Origin of the sequence: Bosea vestrisii, from assembly GCF_030144325.1 — a bacterium.
Classification (GTDB): Bacteria; Pseudomonadota; Alphaproteobacteria; order Rhizobiales; family Beijerinckiaceae; genus Allobosea; species Allobosea vestrisii_A.
Genome location: NZ_CP126307.1, coordinates 4962637 through 4978317, shown reverse-complemented (window position 1 = coordinate 4978317; position 15681 = coordinate 4962637). Strand labels below are relative to the sequence as shown.

17 protein-coding genes are annotated in these 15681 nt (G+C 68.0%); 11 read left to right on the top strand and 6 right to left on the bottom strand.

Annotated elements, in window-relative coordinates; all coding sequences use genetic code 11:
* The first annotated feature begins 9 nt into the window (after positions 1-9).
* From QO058_RS24485 to QO058_RS24475, 3 genes are read left to right on the top strand one after another with little or no spacing between them, the layout of a single operon-like run.
* Positions 10-888 (top strand): hypothetical protein, encoded by an 879-nt coding sequence (locus QO058_RS24485; RefSeq protein WP_284168825.1) that lies wholly within the window; start codon positions 10-12, stop codon positions 886-888.
* A complete protein-coding gene (locus QO058_RS24480; protein ID WP_284168824.1) occupies positions 882-1247 on the top strand; it encodes a YcxB family protein in 366 nt (121 codons plus the stop codon). Before QO058_RS24485 ends, QO058_RS24480 begins: the two co-directional genes overlap by 7 nt.
* Positions 1244-1813: a hypothetical protein gene (locus tag QO058_RS24475; RefSeq protein ID WP_284168823.1), complete on the top strand. Its 570-nt coding sequence runs from the start codon at positions 1244-1246 to the stop codon at positions 1811-1813. The genes QO058_RS24480 and QO058_RS24475 overlap by 4 nt, the downstream gene beginning before the upstream one ends.
* Here the strand turns inward: QO058_RS24475 and QO058_RS24470 are convergent.
* The gene (locus tag QO058_RS24470; protein ID WP_284168822.1) at positions 1797-2717 is read right to left on the bottom strand and encodes a LysR family transcriptional regulator; all 921 of its coding nucleotides are present in this window, start codon (positions 2715-2717) and stop codon (positions 1797-1799) included. The genes QO058_RS24475 and QO058_RS24470 overlap by 17 nt on opposite strands.
* An 85-nt stretch (positions 2718-2802) precedes the next feature.
* Here QO058_RS24470 and QO058_RS24465 point away from each other — a divergent pair, with 85 nt between their 5' ends.
* Complete coding sequence (locus tag QO058_RS24465) at positions 2803-3351, top strand: NAD(P)H-dependent oxidoreductase (protein WP_284168821.1); 549 nt, start codon at positions 2803-2805, stop codon at positions 3349-3351.
* Positions 3352-3397: 46 nt separating this feature from the next.
* On the opposite strand, the gene QO058_RS24460 is transcribed toward QO058_RS24465, so the two are convergent.
* Both QO058_RS24460 and QO058_RS24455 read right to left on the bottom strand, forming a co-directional pair.
* Positions 3398-3988, bottom strand: a complete 591-nt coding sequence (locus QO058_RS24460) for a biotin transporter BioY (RefSeq protein ID WP_284168820.1) — start codon at positions 3986-3988, stop codon at positions 3398-3400.
* 165 nt (positions 3989-4153) lie between these two features.
* Positions 4154-4822, bottom strand: a complete 669-nt coding sequence (locus QO058_RS24455) for a GntR family transcriptional regulator (protein ID WP_284168819.1) — start codon at positions 4820-4822, stop codon at positions 4154-4156.
* Between the two features lie 113 nt (positions 4823-4935).
* On the opposite strand from QO058_RS24455, the gene QO058_RS24450 reads away from it, so the two are divergent.
* Positions 4936-5856 (top strand): pirin family protein, encoded by a 921-nt coding sequence (locus QO058_RS24450; RefSeq protein ID WP_284168818.1) that lies wholly within the window; start codon positions 4936-4938, stop codon positions 5854-5856.
* A 10-nt stretch (positions 5857-5866) separates the two neighbouring features.
* A complete protein-coding gene (locus QO058_RS24445; protein ID WP_284168817.1) occupies positions 5867-6799 on the top strand; it encodes a DMT family transporter in 933 nt (310 codons plus the stop codon).
* Positions 6800-6823: 24 nt separating this feature from the next.
* On the opposite strand, the gene QO058_RS24440 is transcribed toward QO058_RS24445, so the two are convergent.
* Positions 6824-8038, bottom strand: coding sequence for an MFS transporter (locus tag QO058_RS24440; protein WP_284168816.1), 1215 nt, complete (start codon positions 8036-8038; stop codon positions 6824-6826).
* Positions 8039-8191: 153 nt separating this feature from the next.
* Between QO058_RS24440 and dxs the strand changes: the two genes are divergently transcribed.
* Positions 8192-10102 (top strand): 1-deoxy-D-xylulose-5-phosphate synthase, encoded by a 1911-nt coding sequence (gene dxs / locus QO058_RS24435; RefSeq protein WP_284173008.1) that lies wholly within the window; start codon positions 8192-8194, stop codon positions 10100-10102.
* 4 nt (positions 10103-10106) lie between these two features.
* Positions 10107-10853 (top strand): TlyA family RNA methyltransferase, encoded by a 747-nt coding sequence (locus QO058_RS24430; protein ID WP_284168815.1) that lies wholly within the window; start codon positions 10107-10109, stop codon positions 10851-10853.
* Here QO058_RS24430 and QO058_RS24425 read toward each other — a convergent pair.
* Positions 10850-11335 carry a hypothetical protein gene (locus QO058_RS24425; RefSeq protein ID WP_284168814.1) on the bottom strand — a complete coding sequence of 162 codons (486 nt, stop codon included), beginning with the start codon at positions 11333-11335 and terminating at the stop codon, positions 10850-10852. The genes QO058_RS24430 and QO058_RS24425 overlap by 4 nt on opposite strands.
* Positions 11336-11423: 88 nt before the next feature.
* Here QO058_RS24425 and QO058_RS24420 point away from each other — a divergent pair, with 88 nt between their 5' ends.
* From QO058_RS24420 to QO058_RS24410, 3 genes are all read left to right on the top strand, one after another.
* Positions 11424-12182, top strand: coding sequence for an SOS response-associated peptidase (locus tag QO058_RS24420; protein WP_284168813.1), 759 nt, complete (start codon positions 11424-11426; stop codon positions 12180-12182).
* 62 nt (positions 12183-12244) lie between these two features.
* Positions 12245-13852: a gamma-glutamyltransferase family protein gene (locus QO058_RS24415; RefSeq protein ID WP_284168812.1), complete on the top strand. Its 1608-nt coding sequence runs from the start codon at positions 12245-12247 to the stop codon at positions 13850-13852.
* A 57-nt stretch (positions 13853-13909) separates the two neighbouring features.
* Positions 13910-15052 (top strand): AGE family epimerase/isomerase, encoded by a 1143-nt coding sequence (locus QO058_RS24410; RefSeq protein WP_284168810.1) that lies wholly within the window; start codon positions 13910-13912, stop codon positions 15050-15052.
* Here QO058_RS24410 and QO058_RS24405 read toward each other — a convergent pair.
* Positions 15049-15681 (bottom strand): DUF4166 domain-containing protein, encoded by a 633-nt coding sequence (locus QO058_RS24405; protein WP_284168808.1) that lies wholly within the window; start codon positions 15679-15681, stop codon positions 15049-15051. The two genes, QO058_RS24410 and QO058_RS24405, sit on opposite strands and share 4 nt — an antisense overlap.

Here is a 15681-nt window from a genome sequence, read left to right as displayed (position 1 = left end):
CGCCGCGGCATGCGCACCACGCCCTCCATAGCGAGCAGGCCGCTCGCGGCCCCGCCGCCACTCGACCTTGCGATCTCGCTCACCGGCGAAGACCGCATCGCCGGCATGCTGCACCTCTATCGCGACCTCATCGCCAGGCAGCGCCAGCGCATCCTGATCTTCACCGGCATCGCGCTGTTCCTCGTGATGCTCGGGCCGCTCTCGATGATCTGGAGCGAGGGCGGGCGCCGCAATCCGGCACTGCTCTGGCGCGGCTTCCTGGAGGCGCTTGCCGGGCCGTTCGGGATCTTCCTGGCAGCGCTCGTACTGATCGGCGGCCTTGCCTATCTGCTGCACGGCCGAACCATACGCAGTCGGATGAAGCGCTGGCTCCGCAATGAGGGCCTCACCGCGCCAACGCCGTGCCAGTTCCGCCTGCACGAGGCTGGCCTCGACGGCAGCGAGCCTGATCACGCCAGCCATGTCGCGAGCTGGCGGCTGCGTGGTCTCGCCGAGGGGCCGGAGCACTTCTTCGTCGAGATCGCAGGGATCGACGAACTGGTCGCCCTGCCCAAGCGCGAGCTCTCAACTGAGCAGCAGGCGCAGGCGCGCGACTGGGCAACATTCTGCATCGGGCAGACCGGGAAGCCGGATCATGGCGAGTCCGAACCGAAGGACGAACCGGCCCTCGCGCTACGCTTCCATCTGACGCCAGAGGACAGGACTGCGGCGATCCGGCGCCAGCAGGCGCGGCTCTGGCCGCGCAGCCGCCATTTGCGCCGCCTCGCGATCGGGCTTGTCCTCGCGCTACTGCTGGTGCCGGCGGTGATGCTGTTCCTCTGGGTGATCGACCCAGACCGTGTGCCTTCGCGTTCGCCCTGCCGCTGTTCGCGGAGATGTGGGTGGTAACCTTCTGGCCGGTCACGGCGATCGTCGGTGGCTTCGTCCTGCTCGGTGCCGTGTTCAATCCCTGGGCGCTGCGCCAGCAGGCGAAGAGCCTCGGCAAGACCCTGCACCAGCGCGCCGAGGACGACGCGATCGAGGTCACGGTCTCGGCAGATGGTGTCACCAGCCGGCAGCGCGGCATCGCCCATCGCTATGGCTGGGCTGCCTTTCGCGGCATCGAGCGGCGCGGTGACCATATCTTCCTCCTGCTGCGCCGCGGCGATCCGCTGCTGCTGCCGGCTCGCGTCCTCAATTCCCACCAGATGCAGCACTTCGATCGGTTGGCGGCCGAACATATCGGCCGCTCCGGAGAGGCCGCATGACCGGACGCCGCCCCCTCGCCTTCTGCCTCGCCGTCGTCGGCTGCGTGCTCACGGCCGGGTCGGCCAGCGCGGAGCCGCTTCCGCTGCCGGACGGCCTCGTTCTCGATCTGCCGGCAGGCTGGCGGATCGACGGGCCGCCCGAAGGCACCACCGCCAAGGATGGGCGCACACGCGTCCAGCTCGTCTGCGAGACGGAGGCCTGCAAGCGCACGCAGGAGACCTGCACTGTGATGACGCGGGTCCAGCCTGTCGCCGGTTCGGATGACGAAGCCCGGCTGACTTCGCTCTATGCCGCGCCGACGGATCGCTATTTCCGCATCCGGGCGGTGCTGCGCTACACTAGTAAGGATGCGCAGGTGCTGCAGCCGCTCGAACGCGTTCGCCTGGGCACGCGTGACTGGTACGCCATCGAGACCGACGCCCGCCACAACTACAAGTCCGGGCTGTTCGCCGAGACCGTGATCGAGGGACGCTATCTCGGCGTGATTTGCAAGACCTGCGAAACCGGCAGCGAGCGCCATCAGGCCGGCCGCGCCATCATGGCCAGCATCAGGCCGCTGGACTGATCGCGGCTGCCTCGCCGAGCACGGCTTCGATCAGGCGCGCGACATGCTGGACCGCAAGGTCGCCCTCACTGCGGCGATGCCAGGCGAGATGCAGCGGGAAACCCTCGACCGCGACCGGCGGCTCGAAAGTGGCGAAGCGATCGGCGTCCTCGGGCGGCAAGGTCCGGCTCGGCAGGAGCGCGATCAGATCCGAGCTCAGCAGCAAGGGCGGCACACTGAGGAAGCTCGGCACGACCAGGCCGATATGGCGCTTGCGCCCGAGCCGGGCGAGCGCCTCGTCGAGGGGGCCATGAGTCTCGCCGCGGCCGGAGATCAGCACATGCGGGAAGGCGAGCCAGCGGTCGAGATCGAAGCCGGCCTGCGCCGGATGATCCTTGCGCATCGCCACGACATAGCGCTCGCGCAATAGTTCGCTTCGGGTGAAATCGGCATCGATCGCCGGGAAGACCGAGATGGCGAGGTCGGCCCGCCCCTGCGCCAGCGCTTCCAGCGTCGCCTGCGCTCCCTGCCAAGGCAGGATGGCGAGCGTCAGCCCGGGCGCCGTCTGCATTAGTTGCTCATAGACCCGGCCCGTCACCAGCTCCGGCGGCAGTTCGGCCGTCATCACCCTGACGGTCTGCACCAGGCTCATAAGGTCCGGCTCCGGCGCGTCTAGCAGCGCCGTCACCTGAGCGAGGATGTCCCGGACCGGTTGCTGCAGCGCCTGCGCTTTCGCTGTAAGACGCATCCGTCCCCCGCCCCGCAGCAAGAGCGGATCGCCAAAGAGGTGCCGGCAGCGTTCGAGCGCGCTGGAGGCGGCCGGCTGCGACAGGCCGACCCGCTCCGCTGCGCGTGAGACATGCGCCTCATCAAGCAGGGCGTCGAGGACGACAAGCAGGTTGAGATCGACCGAACGTAAATTCATGAAACCAATAATACGATATATCGACCATCCATTGGAATGATTTGTTGGGTGACCGCATCCTCCTGTCGAACCGAAGGAGGTCGCCATGACGCAAACACTGATCCTGCTCTTCCACCCCGATTATCAGAGCTCGCGTGCCAACCGCGCGCTGGCGCAGGCTGCCGGCAACCGGCCCGGCACCAGCGTCGTCGATATGCAGGCGCTCTACCCGGACGGACGCATCGACGCCGATGCCGAGGTCGCGCGGCTTCTCTCGGCCGAGCGCATCGTCCTGCAATTCCCGGTGCAATGGTATTCGACGCCGCCGCTGCTCAAAGCCTGGCAGGACGCGGTGCTGACCCGGATGTTCTACATCCACTACGAAGCTGAAGGCGCCAAGCTCGCCGGTCGGCCGCTCATGGTCGCCGCAACCGCCGGCAATGTTCCCGACGCCTATACGCCGAGCGGCGCCAATCTCTTCTCGCTGCGCGACCTGCTGAAGCCATTGCAGGCGACGGCGCATCGCTGCGGCCTCGCCTGGCAGGAACCGTTCCTGGTCTACGACGTGCGCCGGGCCGATGCCGAAGCGCTCGAGGCGGCCGCCAGCTATTACGCCAAGCGGCTCGCCCAGCTCGAAACCCGGCAAGCCGCCTGACCGCTATCCTGGATGGGCCGGCGCCGAGACGCCGGCTCGCTTCGACTCAAGCCTGTTCAGCGCTCTTTGTGCGGCGCACGAGCGCCATCAGGATCGCGGCACCGAGGCCCGACTTGACCAGCGAGCCGAGCAGGAAAGGCACGACGCCGGCAAGCATGGCCTTCTCGGCCCCGATCAGCGTCGCGAGCCAAAGAGCGCCGAGCAGCAGGCAAAGCGCATGGCCGAGCAGCATCGACACGAAAGCCAAAGCCGGCCGGCTGCCATTCCAGCCGCGCTCGGCGAGCCAGCCGACCAGCACCGCGACGAACGGGAAGGAAGCCAGATAACCTCCGGTCGGGCCCATGAAGGGCGCCGGTCCGCCGGCTCCGTTGGCAAGCACCGGCAGGCCGAGCGCCGCCTCCCCGAGCCAGGCGATGATCGTGACCGCACCGAGCCGCCAGCCATAGAGCGCGCCGATCAGCATCACCGCCAATGTCTGCATGGTCATCGGCACCGGCAGCATCGGCACGCTGATCTGCGAGGCGATCGCCAGGACCAGGGTGCCGAGCACGACGGCCCCAAGCTGGACGAAGGCTGGGCGGGCCTGCAGATCGAGCGGGCTGAAGCGGGCGGGCGCGGCGTAGCTGAGGTCGCTCATGGGTCTATCTCCATCGGTTCCAGAATTATAGATAATTTTTTGACTTGATCTATCGTAGAGTCCACAAGCGCAAGCAGATTGCAAGCGAGCAGTACGTGGCTGCCTGCGAGCGCAAAAAAGCACGACCACGCTGCGACCTTGCGCATGGGCGGCTGGCTCCCGGCTTCAGCCCTGGATGGCGAAGACGTCTCGCGTCCCACCGGTGGCTGTGCGCACGGGCTTCGAGCCGATCCATTGAACATGACGGGCGAGGATCGCCGCTGCCTCGTCCACCTGTCCGGCGCGCAGCGCGGCGAGGATAGCGCGGTGGTCGTGATCGGTGCGCGCCTCCCAGTCCGAGCGCCAGGCCGAGAACAGGAAGCGGGCGCTGGCGGCATGGAGGTCGTCGATCGCCGCGAGCAGGCGTGGCATGGCACAAGGCGTCACGATCAGCCGGTGGAAGCGCCGATTCGCCTCCTCCCAGGCGCGGACATCCGGCGAATTGTCGCCGGCGCGGGTGGCTTCCTCGGCTTCGTCGAGGATGGCGCGGGTCAGATGCGGACCGGCATGACGCAAGGCGAGTACCTCGAGCGCCGCGCGCATCTCGGCGACCTCGCGGACCTCGCGCAGGTCGAAGGCGGCGACGCGGACGCCACGGCGCGGCTCGCTGACGGCCAAGCCTTGCGCCTCCAGCCGCTGGAAAGCCTCGCGCACTGGGACGTGGCTGGCGCCGAACTCGGCCGCGACATGATCCTGCCGCAGCCTGGCGCCCGGCTCGAGCTGCCCGGAAATGATCCGCTCGGCGAGGACGCGGCTGATGCGGACGGGAAGGGTCTCGGATTTCTCGCTGGCCATGAATTATCGATAATTTCTTAGGGCGGCCGCGTCGAGCCCGTTGCGGCTGGCTGTACCCTTGTCGTGCGCGGCGTCCGGGGCCAGTCTTCCCGGGCTCACAGGAGGACATCGCCATGTCGCAACTGCCCGACCACGATCCGATCGCGGGCGATACCCGCTCCTGCGAGGCGCTCGAGCAGGTGATCGTGCCGCGCGCGCATGACCTCGGCGGCTTCTCGGTCCGGCGCGCCCTGCCCTCGATCGGACGCAAGATGGTCGGCCCATTCATTTTCTTCGACCAGATGGGCCCGGCCGAGTTCCTGCTCGGCGAGGGCATCGATGTCCGCCCGCATCCGCATATCGGGCTGTCCACCGTCACCTATCTCTTCGACGGCGAGATCATGCACCGCGATTCGCTCGGCACGGCCCTGCCGATCCGCCCCGGTGCGGTCAACCTGATGACGGCCGGGCGGGGCATCGTCCATTCCGAGCGTACCGCGCCGGAAGAACGGCTGAAGGCGCCCAAGCTCTACGGCATCCAGACCTGGCTCGCTCTGCCGAAGACGCATGAGGAGGTCGCGCCGGAATTCATCCATCACGCCGCGCCCGAACTGCCGCGCATCGTCGGCGAGGGAAAGCGCGTCAGCCTGATCATGGGCTCGGCCTTCGGCCAGACCTCACCGGTGAAGTTTCCCTGGGACACGCTCTATGCCGAGGCCGTGCTGGCGCCGGGTGCGATCCTGCCGCTCGACCCCGACTATCACGAGCGCGCCGTCTACATCGTCACCGGCAAGGTCGACATCGCCGGCGATGAGTTCGGCGCCGGCCAGCTCCTGATCTTCAAGCCGGGAGACCGGATCTCGATCCTCGCCGTCGACCAGAGCCGGCTGATGCTGATTGGTGGCGAGCCAATGGATGGCCCGCGCCATATCTGGTGGAACTTCGTCTCATCCTCGAAGGAGCGTATCGACCAGGCCAAGCAGGAGTGGAAGACCGGCCGCTTCGACACCGTGCCCGGCGACGAGGAAGAGTTCATCCCGCTGCCGGAGCGCTGAGTTCACCGACATGCCTCCTGAAGACCAGCCTCCCGAGCGCCCCACAGCGCCGGATCGAGCTCGCCCATCGCGGAGCCTGCTCGCCGGCTTTCTCTGGGCGACGCTGACGGTCGCGATCTTCGCCGGCTGGTTCGTGGTCACGCGCTTCAGCGTCACCCGTATCCTCAATGTCTGGGACCTGACCGCGCTGCGCTATGGCATCGGCGCGATCCTGCTGGCGCCGGTGCTGCTACGCGATTTGCCGCCCCGGGCCTGGCGCAACGGCTTCGTCTTCAGCGTTCTGTGGGGTGCGCCGTTCGCGGCCCTGGTCGCGCTCGGGGTGCAGATGACCTCGGCCGGGCGTGCGGCCTCGGTGACGCCGACACTGATGCCGGTCTTCGCAGGATTGCTGGGCTGGCTACTACTGCGCCAGCCTCCCGGCAAGATCAGGCTTTTCGGCTACGCGGCCATCGCCGCCGGGCTCTGCGGCCTCATCCTGACCGCGACCGGAGGAAAGGGTGCACCGAGCCTGCTCGGGCTCGGGTTTCTGGCGCTCGCGGCGGCGATGTGGGCCGGCTACACGCTGCTCCTGCGCGGCAGCGGCCTCAATCCGATGCAGTCAGCCGCGCTGATCTGCTTCTGGTCGGGCGTCATCTTCGTGCCGGTCTATCTCATCTTCGGCATCGGCCACCTTGCGCAGGCCCCAAAAGCCGAGATCGCGGTCCAGGGCTTCTATCAGGGTGTCCTGATGAGCATCGTCGCCTTGGTCAGCTTCAATCGCGCAGTGGCTTTGCTTGGAGCCTCCGCCGCGGCGGCGATGATCGCGCTCGTGCCGGTTGTCGCCTCGCTGCTCGCCATCGTCTTCCTCAGCGAAATTCCCACGGGGGCAGAGGGGGTTTCGATCGCGTTCATCGTCGCCGGCGTCCTGCTGGCGACGCGGCCGGCTCGGTCGCCAGCGCGCTGAAGCTGGCAGCCTGCCTGCGGCCGCTTAGCCCGGGCTGAGCTCCCCCACCGGCATGACCTTCAGCCGCGGCATCTGCGAGGCCAAGATCGCCAGCATCGAAAGTGCGAACAGGATAACCGGCAGCCACATCGCGGTCTCGACGCCGAACCATTCGCCCGCAAGGCCGCCGGCGAGCGCTCCCAACGGGCGCATGCCGTACATGGCGGTGGTGATCGTCGCGCTGACCCGGCCGAGCAGCGGCTGCGGCGTCACCGCCTGGCGCAAGGTCGTCTGGGTGATGAACCAGAGGATCGGGCCGAAGCCGAACAGGAAGAAGGCGAGTGCCAGCGCCGGCCAGCCCAGCGCCGGAGGGGCGATCGCGACCGCGACGGCGCCGACCAGCGAGACCGCTGGGCCGAAGACCAGCAAGGCCCCGGTCGGCAGGCGCGCAATCAGCCAGGCGCCGATGAGCGCGGCCGCGATTGCGCCGGCGCCATAGACGGACGATGCCAGGCCAACGGCCGCCGGATCGAGTGTCAGAACCCGCAGCGCATAGGGCGCGAGCAGCGCCATGAAGGCGAAGAAGGCGAGGTTCCAGCCGATGGCGCAGAGCGCGATCGGCCTGAGATAGGGGTGGCGCGCGACGAAGGCTCCGCCCTCGGCGATGGCGCGATGCAGCGGCTGGCGCGGCAGCGCCGCCGGCCGTTCGGCCGGAAGGCGGGCGGCCGCAAGGATCACGACGATGCCACAGGCGGCGCAAAGCCCCAGGCTGAGCCAACCCGAGGCACGTGCCACCGCCCAGCCGGCGATCAGCGGCGCGACCAGGCTGAGAGCCGCCCGGCCGAGTTCGAGGCGGCTATTGGCCCGCGGCAGTTCGGCGAGTGTCACCGCCTTCGGCATCAGCACGAAGATCGAGAGCGCGATGGTGACCGGTCCCGCCGCCGCGATGAAGGTCGAGAGCGCCAGCGAGGGCCCGATCGCGCCGCTTGCCAGCAAAACCGCACCGAGGCTCGACCCCAGCGCCATCAGCGCGCCGCCGGCGAGGATCAATGTGCGCGGCGCCATGCGATCGGCGAGCACGCCGGCCGGCAGCGAGATCAGCAGCCAGGCGGCTGATTGTGCCGCGACGAGCAAACCGACGAAACGCGGACTCGCGCCGGCCTGCGTTGCTGCGAGCGTGATGGTGTCGAGCGCGAGCTTGTCGGCGAACTGCGCCGTAACGCCTGCCAGCAGCAGGGCGATGAAGAAGGGCGAGGTCATAGGAGGCGTCCAGCGATGAGGATGGCGCCGATTTTCCAGATCGGGCCGGCCGCTCCCACCCGTTTCCTGCCCGGCTGCGACGACAAGCCGGTTTGCCAGCACCGCCGCGAACGACTAATTCGGAGGCACGATCCAGCAAGCTTCGGCCAGCCCTTGCCTCGCCCCCACACACCCCTCCTCGACCAGACGCCCGATCCCGCCGCATTGCGCCGGCTCGACGATGCGCAGTTGCGCCAGCTTGCCGAGGAACTTCGGGCCGAGACGATCGACGCCGTCTCGGTCACCGGCGGCCATCTCGGCGCGGGACTCGGCGTGGTCGAGCTGACCGTCGCGCTGCACCATGTCTTCGACACCCCCAGCGACCGCCTGATCTGGGATGTCGGCCACCAGGCCTATCCGCACAAGATCCTGACCGGCCGCCGCGCCGAGATCCGCACCCTGCGCCAGCCTGGCGGGCTTTCGGGTTTCACCAGGCGCGCGGAGAGCGAATACGACCCGTTCGGCGCTGCTCATTCCTCGACTTCGATCTCGGCCGGTCTCGGCATGGCGGTCGGGCGCGATCTGGCGGGCAAGGCCAACAACGTCATCGCCGTGATCGGCGACGGCGCCATGTCGGCCGGCATGGCCTATGAGGCGATGAACAATGCCGGCGCGACGGGCTCGCGGCTGATCGTCATCCTCAATGACAACGACATGTCGATCGCCCCGCCGGTCGGCGCGATGTCGGCCTATCTCGCGCGCCTCGTCTCGGGCCGGACCTATCGCTCGCTGCGCGAGATCGCCAAATACCTGGCCGAGAAGCTGCCGCGGTTCTTCCATGAGAAGGCGAAGCGGACCGAGGAATATGCCCGCGGCTTCTGGACCGGCGGCACGCTGTTCGAGGAACTCGGCTTCTACTATGTCGGCCCGATCGACGGGCATAATCTCGACCATCTGCTGCCGGTGCTGCGCAATGTTCGCGATGCCGAGACGGGACCGATCCTCGTCCATGTCGTGACGCAGAAGGGCAAGGGCTATGCCCCGGCCGAAGCGAGCGCCGACAAGTATCACGGCGTGGTCAAGTTCGACCCCGTCACTGGCCTGCAGGCCAAGGCACCGGCGAATGCGCCGAGCTACACCAACGTCTTCGCCAACGCGCTGGTCAAGGCCGCACGCGAGGACGAGAAGATCGTCGCGGTGACCGCCGCGATGCCCTCCGGCACCGGGCTCGACGCCTTCGGCAAGGAATTCCCCGGCCGGACCTTCGATGTCGGCATCGCCGAGCAACATGCCGTGACCTTCGCGGCAGGGCTGGCGACCGAGGGCTTCAAGCCGTTCTGCGCGATCTATTCGACCTTCCTGCAGCGCGCATACGACCAGGTCGTGCACGACGTCGCGATCCAAAAGCTGCCCGTCCGCTTCGCGCTCGACCGAGCCGGGCTGGTCGGAGCCGACGGAGCGACCCATGCCGGTGCCTTCGACATCGCCTATCTCGCCTGCCTGCCCGACATGGTGGTGATGGCGGCCGCCGACGAGGCCGAGCTCACCCATATGGTCGCGACCGCCGCCGCCTATGACGCTGGCCCGATCGCCTTCCGCTACCCGCGCGGCGAAGGCGTCGGCGTCGAGATGCCCCAGCACGGCGTGCCGCTAGAGATCGGCAAGGGCCGCATCGTCAGGGAGGGCACGCAGGTCGCCCTGCTCTCGCTCGGCACACGCCTCGCTGAATGCCTGACGGCAGCCGAGCAGCTCGGCCAGCGCGGGCTTTCGACCACGGTCGCCGATGCCCGCTTCGCCAAGCCGCTCGACGAGGAGCTGATCCTGCGCCTCGCCCGTGAGCACGAGGTGCTGGTCACCGTCGAGGAGGGCTCGGTCGGCGGCTTCGGCAGTCATGTCCTGCAATTGCTGGCGCGCGAAGGCGCACTCGATCGGGGCCTGAAGATCCGCAGCCTGACGCTGCCCGACGTCTTCCAGGAGCACAACAAGCCCGAGGCGATGTATGCGCAGGCCGGGCTCGACGCCGCCGGAATCGTGCGCACCGTCGAGACCGCGCTCGGCCCGGCCAGCGCCATCAGGCGCGCCTGAGCCCATGACCGCCGGCCTGCCGCGCCGGGTCCGCGCCGACCTGCTGCTGCTCGAGCGCGGGCTGTTCGAGAGCCGTGCGCGGGCGCAGGCCGCCATCGCCGCGGGCCTCGTCAGCGCCGACGGGGTCGTGCTACGCAAGGCGTCGGAGACGGTGCTCGCAGCGGCGAAGATCGAGGCTCAGGCGGCGCACCCTTACGTTTCGCGCGGCGGGGTGAAGCTCGCGGCCGCGCTCGACGCCTTCGGCTTCGATGCCGCGGGGCTGACCTGCCTTGATGTCGGCGCCTCGACCGGCGGCTTCAGCGATGTGCTGCTCCGGCGCGGCGCAGCACATGTCTACGCCATCGATGTTGGCCAGGCGCAATTGCATGAGAGCCTGCACGGGCATCCCCGCCTGACCAGCCTGGAGAGCCAGGACATCCGCACGCTCGATGGCGGGCTTTTCACCGAGCCACCGGCGCTCGCCGTGATCGACGTCAGCTTCATCTCCCTCAAGCTGGTGCTGCCGGCGGTGGCGACGCTACTCGCGCCGCAGGCCAGGCTGATCGCGCTGGTGAAGCCGCAATTCGAGACCAAGCGCTCGGCGCTGAAGAAGGGCGTACTGCGCGACGAAGTGCTTCAGCAGCAGATCTGCGCGGAGATCGCGGACGCGGTCACCGCCCTCGGCTTCATCGTCAGTGGACTCATCCCCTCCCCGATCGAAGGCGGAGACGGCAACCGCGAATTCCTGCTCGGGAGTGAGCGGAACCGCTAGCTCGCCATTACGGCATCGATGTCGGCCTGTACGGCACCGGCATCGATATAGGCGGCCTGACCCTGACCATTGGCGTTGATGAAGGCGGTCGCGCGCGCGATCAGGCGACGCAACGACAGGCTCGCGACATCGACGATCAGGGTAGGGTCTTCCTCGGCCGGCATTTCGTCGAGCAGCGCCGTCGCCGTATAGACCAGCCGGTCCATGGCCGTGCAGAGCTGCTCGAAACCTTCCGTCTCGCGCCTGCCGAGCGCACGATAGGCAGCAGTGGCCTCGCCGGCACAGCGCAACGGGGACACTGCGAAATGCTCGACATAGCCGAGTGCGCGCCAGGCCTTGAGATCGGCGACGATCTCGCGGTCGAGCGGCACCATCTCGAGCAGCATCAGCGCCTCGCTGTGCCGGTTGAGATAGTCGGTCGAGAGTTGCGGTGTGGCTCTGCCCGCCGCGGTCGGTGATGTCTCGGTCGCGGAAGCAGACATGAAGAGGCCCCGGAAGCGGCGCGACTATGCTGTGTCAACCGCAAACAAAGTCTTGATCCGGTCGCGATAAGGCAGAAGTGATGCGACGATGTGTGGTCGCTATGCCATTACCTTGCCGCCGGAGGCGATGCGCGAGGCCTTCGCCTATCGCGAGCAGCCGAATTTCCCGCCGCGCTACAACATCGCGCCGACGCAGCCGGTGCCTGTCGTTAGGCTCGACGAAGGCCGGCGCCAGTTCATCCTGATGCGCTGGGGTTTCATCCCGGGCTGGGTCAAGGATCCCAAAGCCTTTCCTTTGGTCATCAATGTCCGCAGCGAGAGCGCCCGCGAGAAACCGTCCTTCCGCGCCGCTTTCATCCGCCGGCGCTGCCTGATGCCGGCTGATGGCTTCTACGAATGGCATCGCCTCGGCGAAGGCCGGCAGCAGGAGAACCGGCCCTACCTCTTCCGGAAGCCCGATCGGGGCTTCTTCGCCTTCGCGGCGCTGTGGGAGACCTGGCACAGCCCTGATGGTTCCGAGATCGACACGGTCGCGATGGTCACGGGCTCGGCGAACGGGCAGATGGCGGCGATCCACCACCGCTCGCCCGTGATCGTGCCACCCGAAGCTTTCGACACCTGGCTCGACCCGGCGGCGGAGCCGGCCGATCTGCAGGAGCTGCTGCGGCCTTCGCCGGACGACCTTCTGGAGATGCTCCGGCTCGGCCCAGCGGTGAACAAGATCGCCAATGACGGGCCGGAGGTGCAGGAGCCGTTCGATCCAGCCTCGGCGCCGGCGCCTCCCGCCAAGCCCGTCATGCGTTCTCGTCGGGGCAGCCCGGACGACTCACAGGGCAGCCTGTTCTAGCGCAGACCACCGCGGCGCGCTTACTCTCGTCCCAAACGAGACCAACAAAGGAAACGCCCGATATGGATGGCCGCCGCCCGACGATGAGCTCCCTGCACGGCATGGTCGCCGCCGCGCATCCGCTGGCGGCGCAGGCCGGTGCCCGCATCCTCGCCCAGGGCGGCAACGTCTTCGACGCGGTCGGTGCGGTCGCGGCGGCGCTCAACGTGGTCGAGCCGTTCATGTCGAGCCTTGCCGGCATGGGCTCGGCAACGATGTGGGTCGCAGCCGAAAAGCGCGTGCGTGTCCTCGATTTCGTACCGCGCGTGCCCGAGAGCTTCCCGATCGAGCGCTTCAGCCAGCGCTCCGACCTCGAGCGCGGTGCGCTCGCAGTGGCTCCGCCCGGCAATCTCGCCGGCTGGTGCGAGCTCAATCGCGCCTATGGTCGCCTTTCGCTCGGAGAGATCTTCGCCCCGGCGATCGCGCTCGCCGAAGACGGCTTCCCGATCGCGGAGTTCGGCGTGACTGAGTTCAACGAGCAGGCGCCGCTGCTGCGCGAGCGGCCCGAGCTCTACGAGAATTGGGCGCGGAACTACCTGCGCGACGGCGGGACAACCGTCGCGCTCGGCCAGATTCTGCACCAGCCGGAGCTGGCAGCGACCCTGCGCGACATCGCCGTCAAGGGGCCGGGCCATCTCTACCAGGGCCCGCTCGGCGAGACGATCACGGCCCATCTCAAGGCGCAGGGCGGCACGCTGACCATGGCCGACCTCGCCAAGGTCTCACCCAGTTGGCGCGAGCCGCTCGCCGTCGCCTATCGCGACCGGCAGGTGCATGTGCCGCCGCCGGCCTGCGAAGGCTTCCAGTTCCTGCTGACCCTGCGCATCCTCGACGGCTTCGACCTCAGCAAGCTGGAGCGCAACGGCGCCGAACATCTCGACATCGTCTACCGCGCTATCCGCCTCGCAGCGGGCGTCCGGATAACGCACAACAACCCCAAGCCCGAGAAGCTCACCGAGATACTGTCCGAGCCTTTCGTCGAAAACCTGCGAGCGCGTGTCCGAGACGGCAAGCCGATCGACGGCCCGACCGAGCAATGGATGCCGCAGGCGCCAGCGGGCGAGGACCCCGGCCACACCACCTCCTTCTCGATCGCCGACCGCGACGGCAACCTGATCTGCGTGACGCAGAGCATCGGCAGCCCCTTTGGCAGCGGCGTGGTCGTGCCCGGCACGGGGATCACCCTCAACAACTTCCTGTACTGGGCCGACGTGCAGCCCGGCAGCCCGAACCGCTCGCTGCCCGGTTCGGAACTGCCGATGTGCATGTCCCCCACCCTCTCGACCAAGGACGGTGCGCCGGTGCTCGCACTCGGCACGCCCGGCAGCTACGGCATCCTGCAGACGCAGGTGCAGGCCATGGTCCAGCATGTCGATTTCGGGCTTCAGCTGCAGGACGCGATCGAGGCGCCGCGCGCCCGGCTCTGGGATGGCCGCGCCATCGAGGTCGAGAACCGGCTCGCACCGGCGACAATCACGGCACTGGCGGAACTCGGACACGGCATCTTCGCCAACGACAGCGGCTGGACGATGCGCGTTGGCGGCATGCAAGCCGTGTCGCGCGATCCGGCGACCGGGCGGCTCACCGGCGCCTGCGATCCGCGCCGCGACGGCTATGTCGCGACGCCCTGAGCAGCCTTTGCGCTGGATCGAACCTGCCTCATGCGCAGCTCCATGGATGGAAGCATTTTGAGCATCGACCCAGATGATCTAAAGGCCTGGCTGACGAATACATTGCTGCCGAGCTGGATCGACCGCGCCTTCGACCCGGCGCGGCTGGGCTTCGTCGAGTATCTCGGGCCGAACGGGATGCCCGAGACCAGCGATCTGCGCACGACACTGGTCACGGCACGGCTGACCTATGTCTTCAGCCACGCGCATCTGCTCGGCGTGCCCGGGGCATTGGCGGCGGCGCGGCACGGTTTCGCCTTCCTGACGAGCGCCTGCCGGCATGCCGACGGGCGCTTCAGCCATTCCTGCACGGCGCGCGGAGAGGCGGTCGACGGCAGGTCCGACTTCTACGATCTCGCCTTCGTCCTGTTCGCGCTCGGCTGGTTCACGAAGGCGACCGGCGAGACGGACGCGCTGGCGATCGCCGGCGAGGTGATGGATTTTCTCGACGGTGAGCTGGCCCATCCGGCCGGCGGCTATCGCGAGGACACGCTGGGCACGCAGCCGCGGCGCCAGAACCCGCACATGCACCTGCTCGAGGCCTGCCACGCTCTCGCGGCGGTATCGCCCGACCCGCGCTGGCTGGCGACGGCCGACAGGCTCGTGCGGCTGATGCGGGAGCGGATGCTGGACGCCAATGGCACGCTCGGCGAGTTCTTCAGCGAGGATTGGACGACATTCCCGGGCCCGCGTGGGCTGATCCGGGAGCCCGGCCACCATTTCGAATGGACCTGGCTGCTCTATCATCACGAGCGATTGACCGGTTCGGGCGAGGCGCGCGATACCGCACGCAAGCTCCATGCCTTCGGCCAGCGCCAGGTCGACGCCTCGGTCAATCCATCACGGCTCGTCGTGAACGAGGTCGATCCGACAGGCCATGTTCTGAACGGGGCCGCCCTGCTCTGGCCGCAGACCGAATATCTGAAGGCGCTCGTCGCAAGGATCGAATTCGAAGGCGACGACGATGCCGCGGCACGGCTCGACCAGCATCTACGCCTGACGTTCCAGCACTTCGTCGACCGTAAGAGCGGACTATGGGTCAACCAGCTCGACGATCAGGGGCGGCCGATGAGCGAGCGCCTCCCGGTCAGGGTGCTCTACCATCTGGTACTGGCGCTCGCCGAGATCTGCCGCGTCACCAAGGGCGGCACTGCCCTCTAGGGGCTCGCGCCCATGGTCTCACCCTCCTCCGGCAGCGCAAAGACACCGCTATAGCGGAACAGCTCGCCGAACAGCGGATGCCTCAGTGTCATCCGCATGCTGAAGCTGCGCTCATCGATCGGCCGTTCCTCGATATAGCCCGTGCCGAGGAGGAGCCCGACCGGCAAAGGCAGGTCGTAGCCGAAGAGCCGCCAGACATAGCCTTCGTCGCGGAAGACCAGCGCCCCCTTCTCCGCCGTGACCTTGAGGCGCATGCCGACACCGAAGCGGACGAATTCGATGACCTGGTTCGGGCCCGTCTGCTGCATGTGGGAGCGGAAATGGAAGGGCTTGCGCCCGGCGAAATGGAACACCCGGTTCCAATGCAGTGTCCCGTCTTCGGGCCGGGCGGTGTAGTGCACCTCGATCGGCACGTCGCGGCCGCGATAGGGCACCAGCGCCCCGACGATCCGGGCGAAGGGCAGCACCAGCCTGGCGACGGCGCTGTGCTCGACCTCGTGCATCACCCCTTTGACGCAGATGTAATCGTCGCTGAACGAGCGCAGGAAATAATGGCGCCTGATGACCTCGCCGAGCTTGGCCCAGTCCTCGCCGAGCACCTCCTGGAAGACCGGCCGGCGCTCACCCAT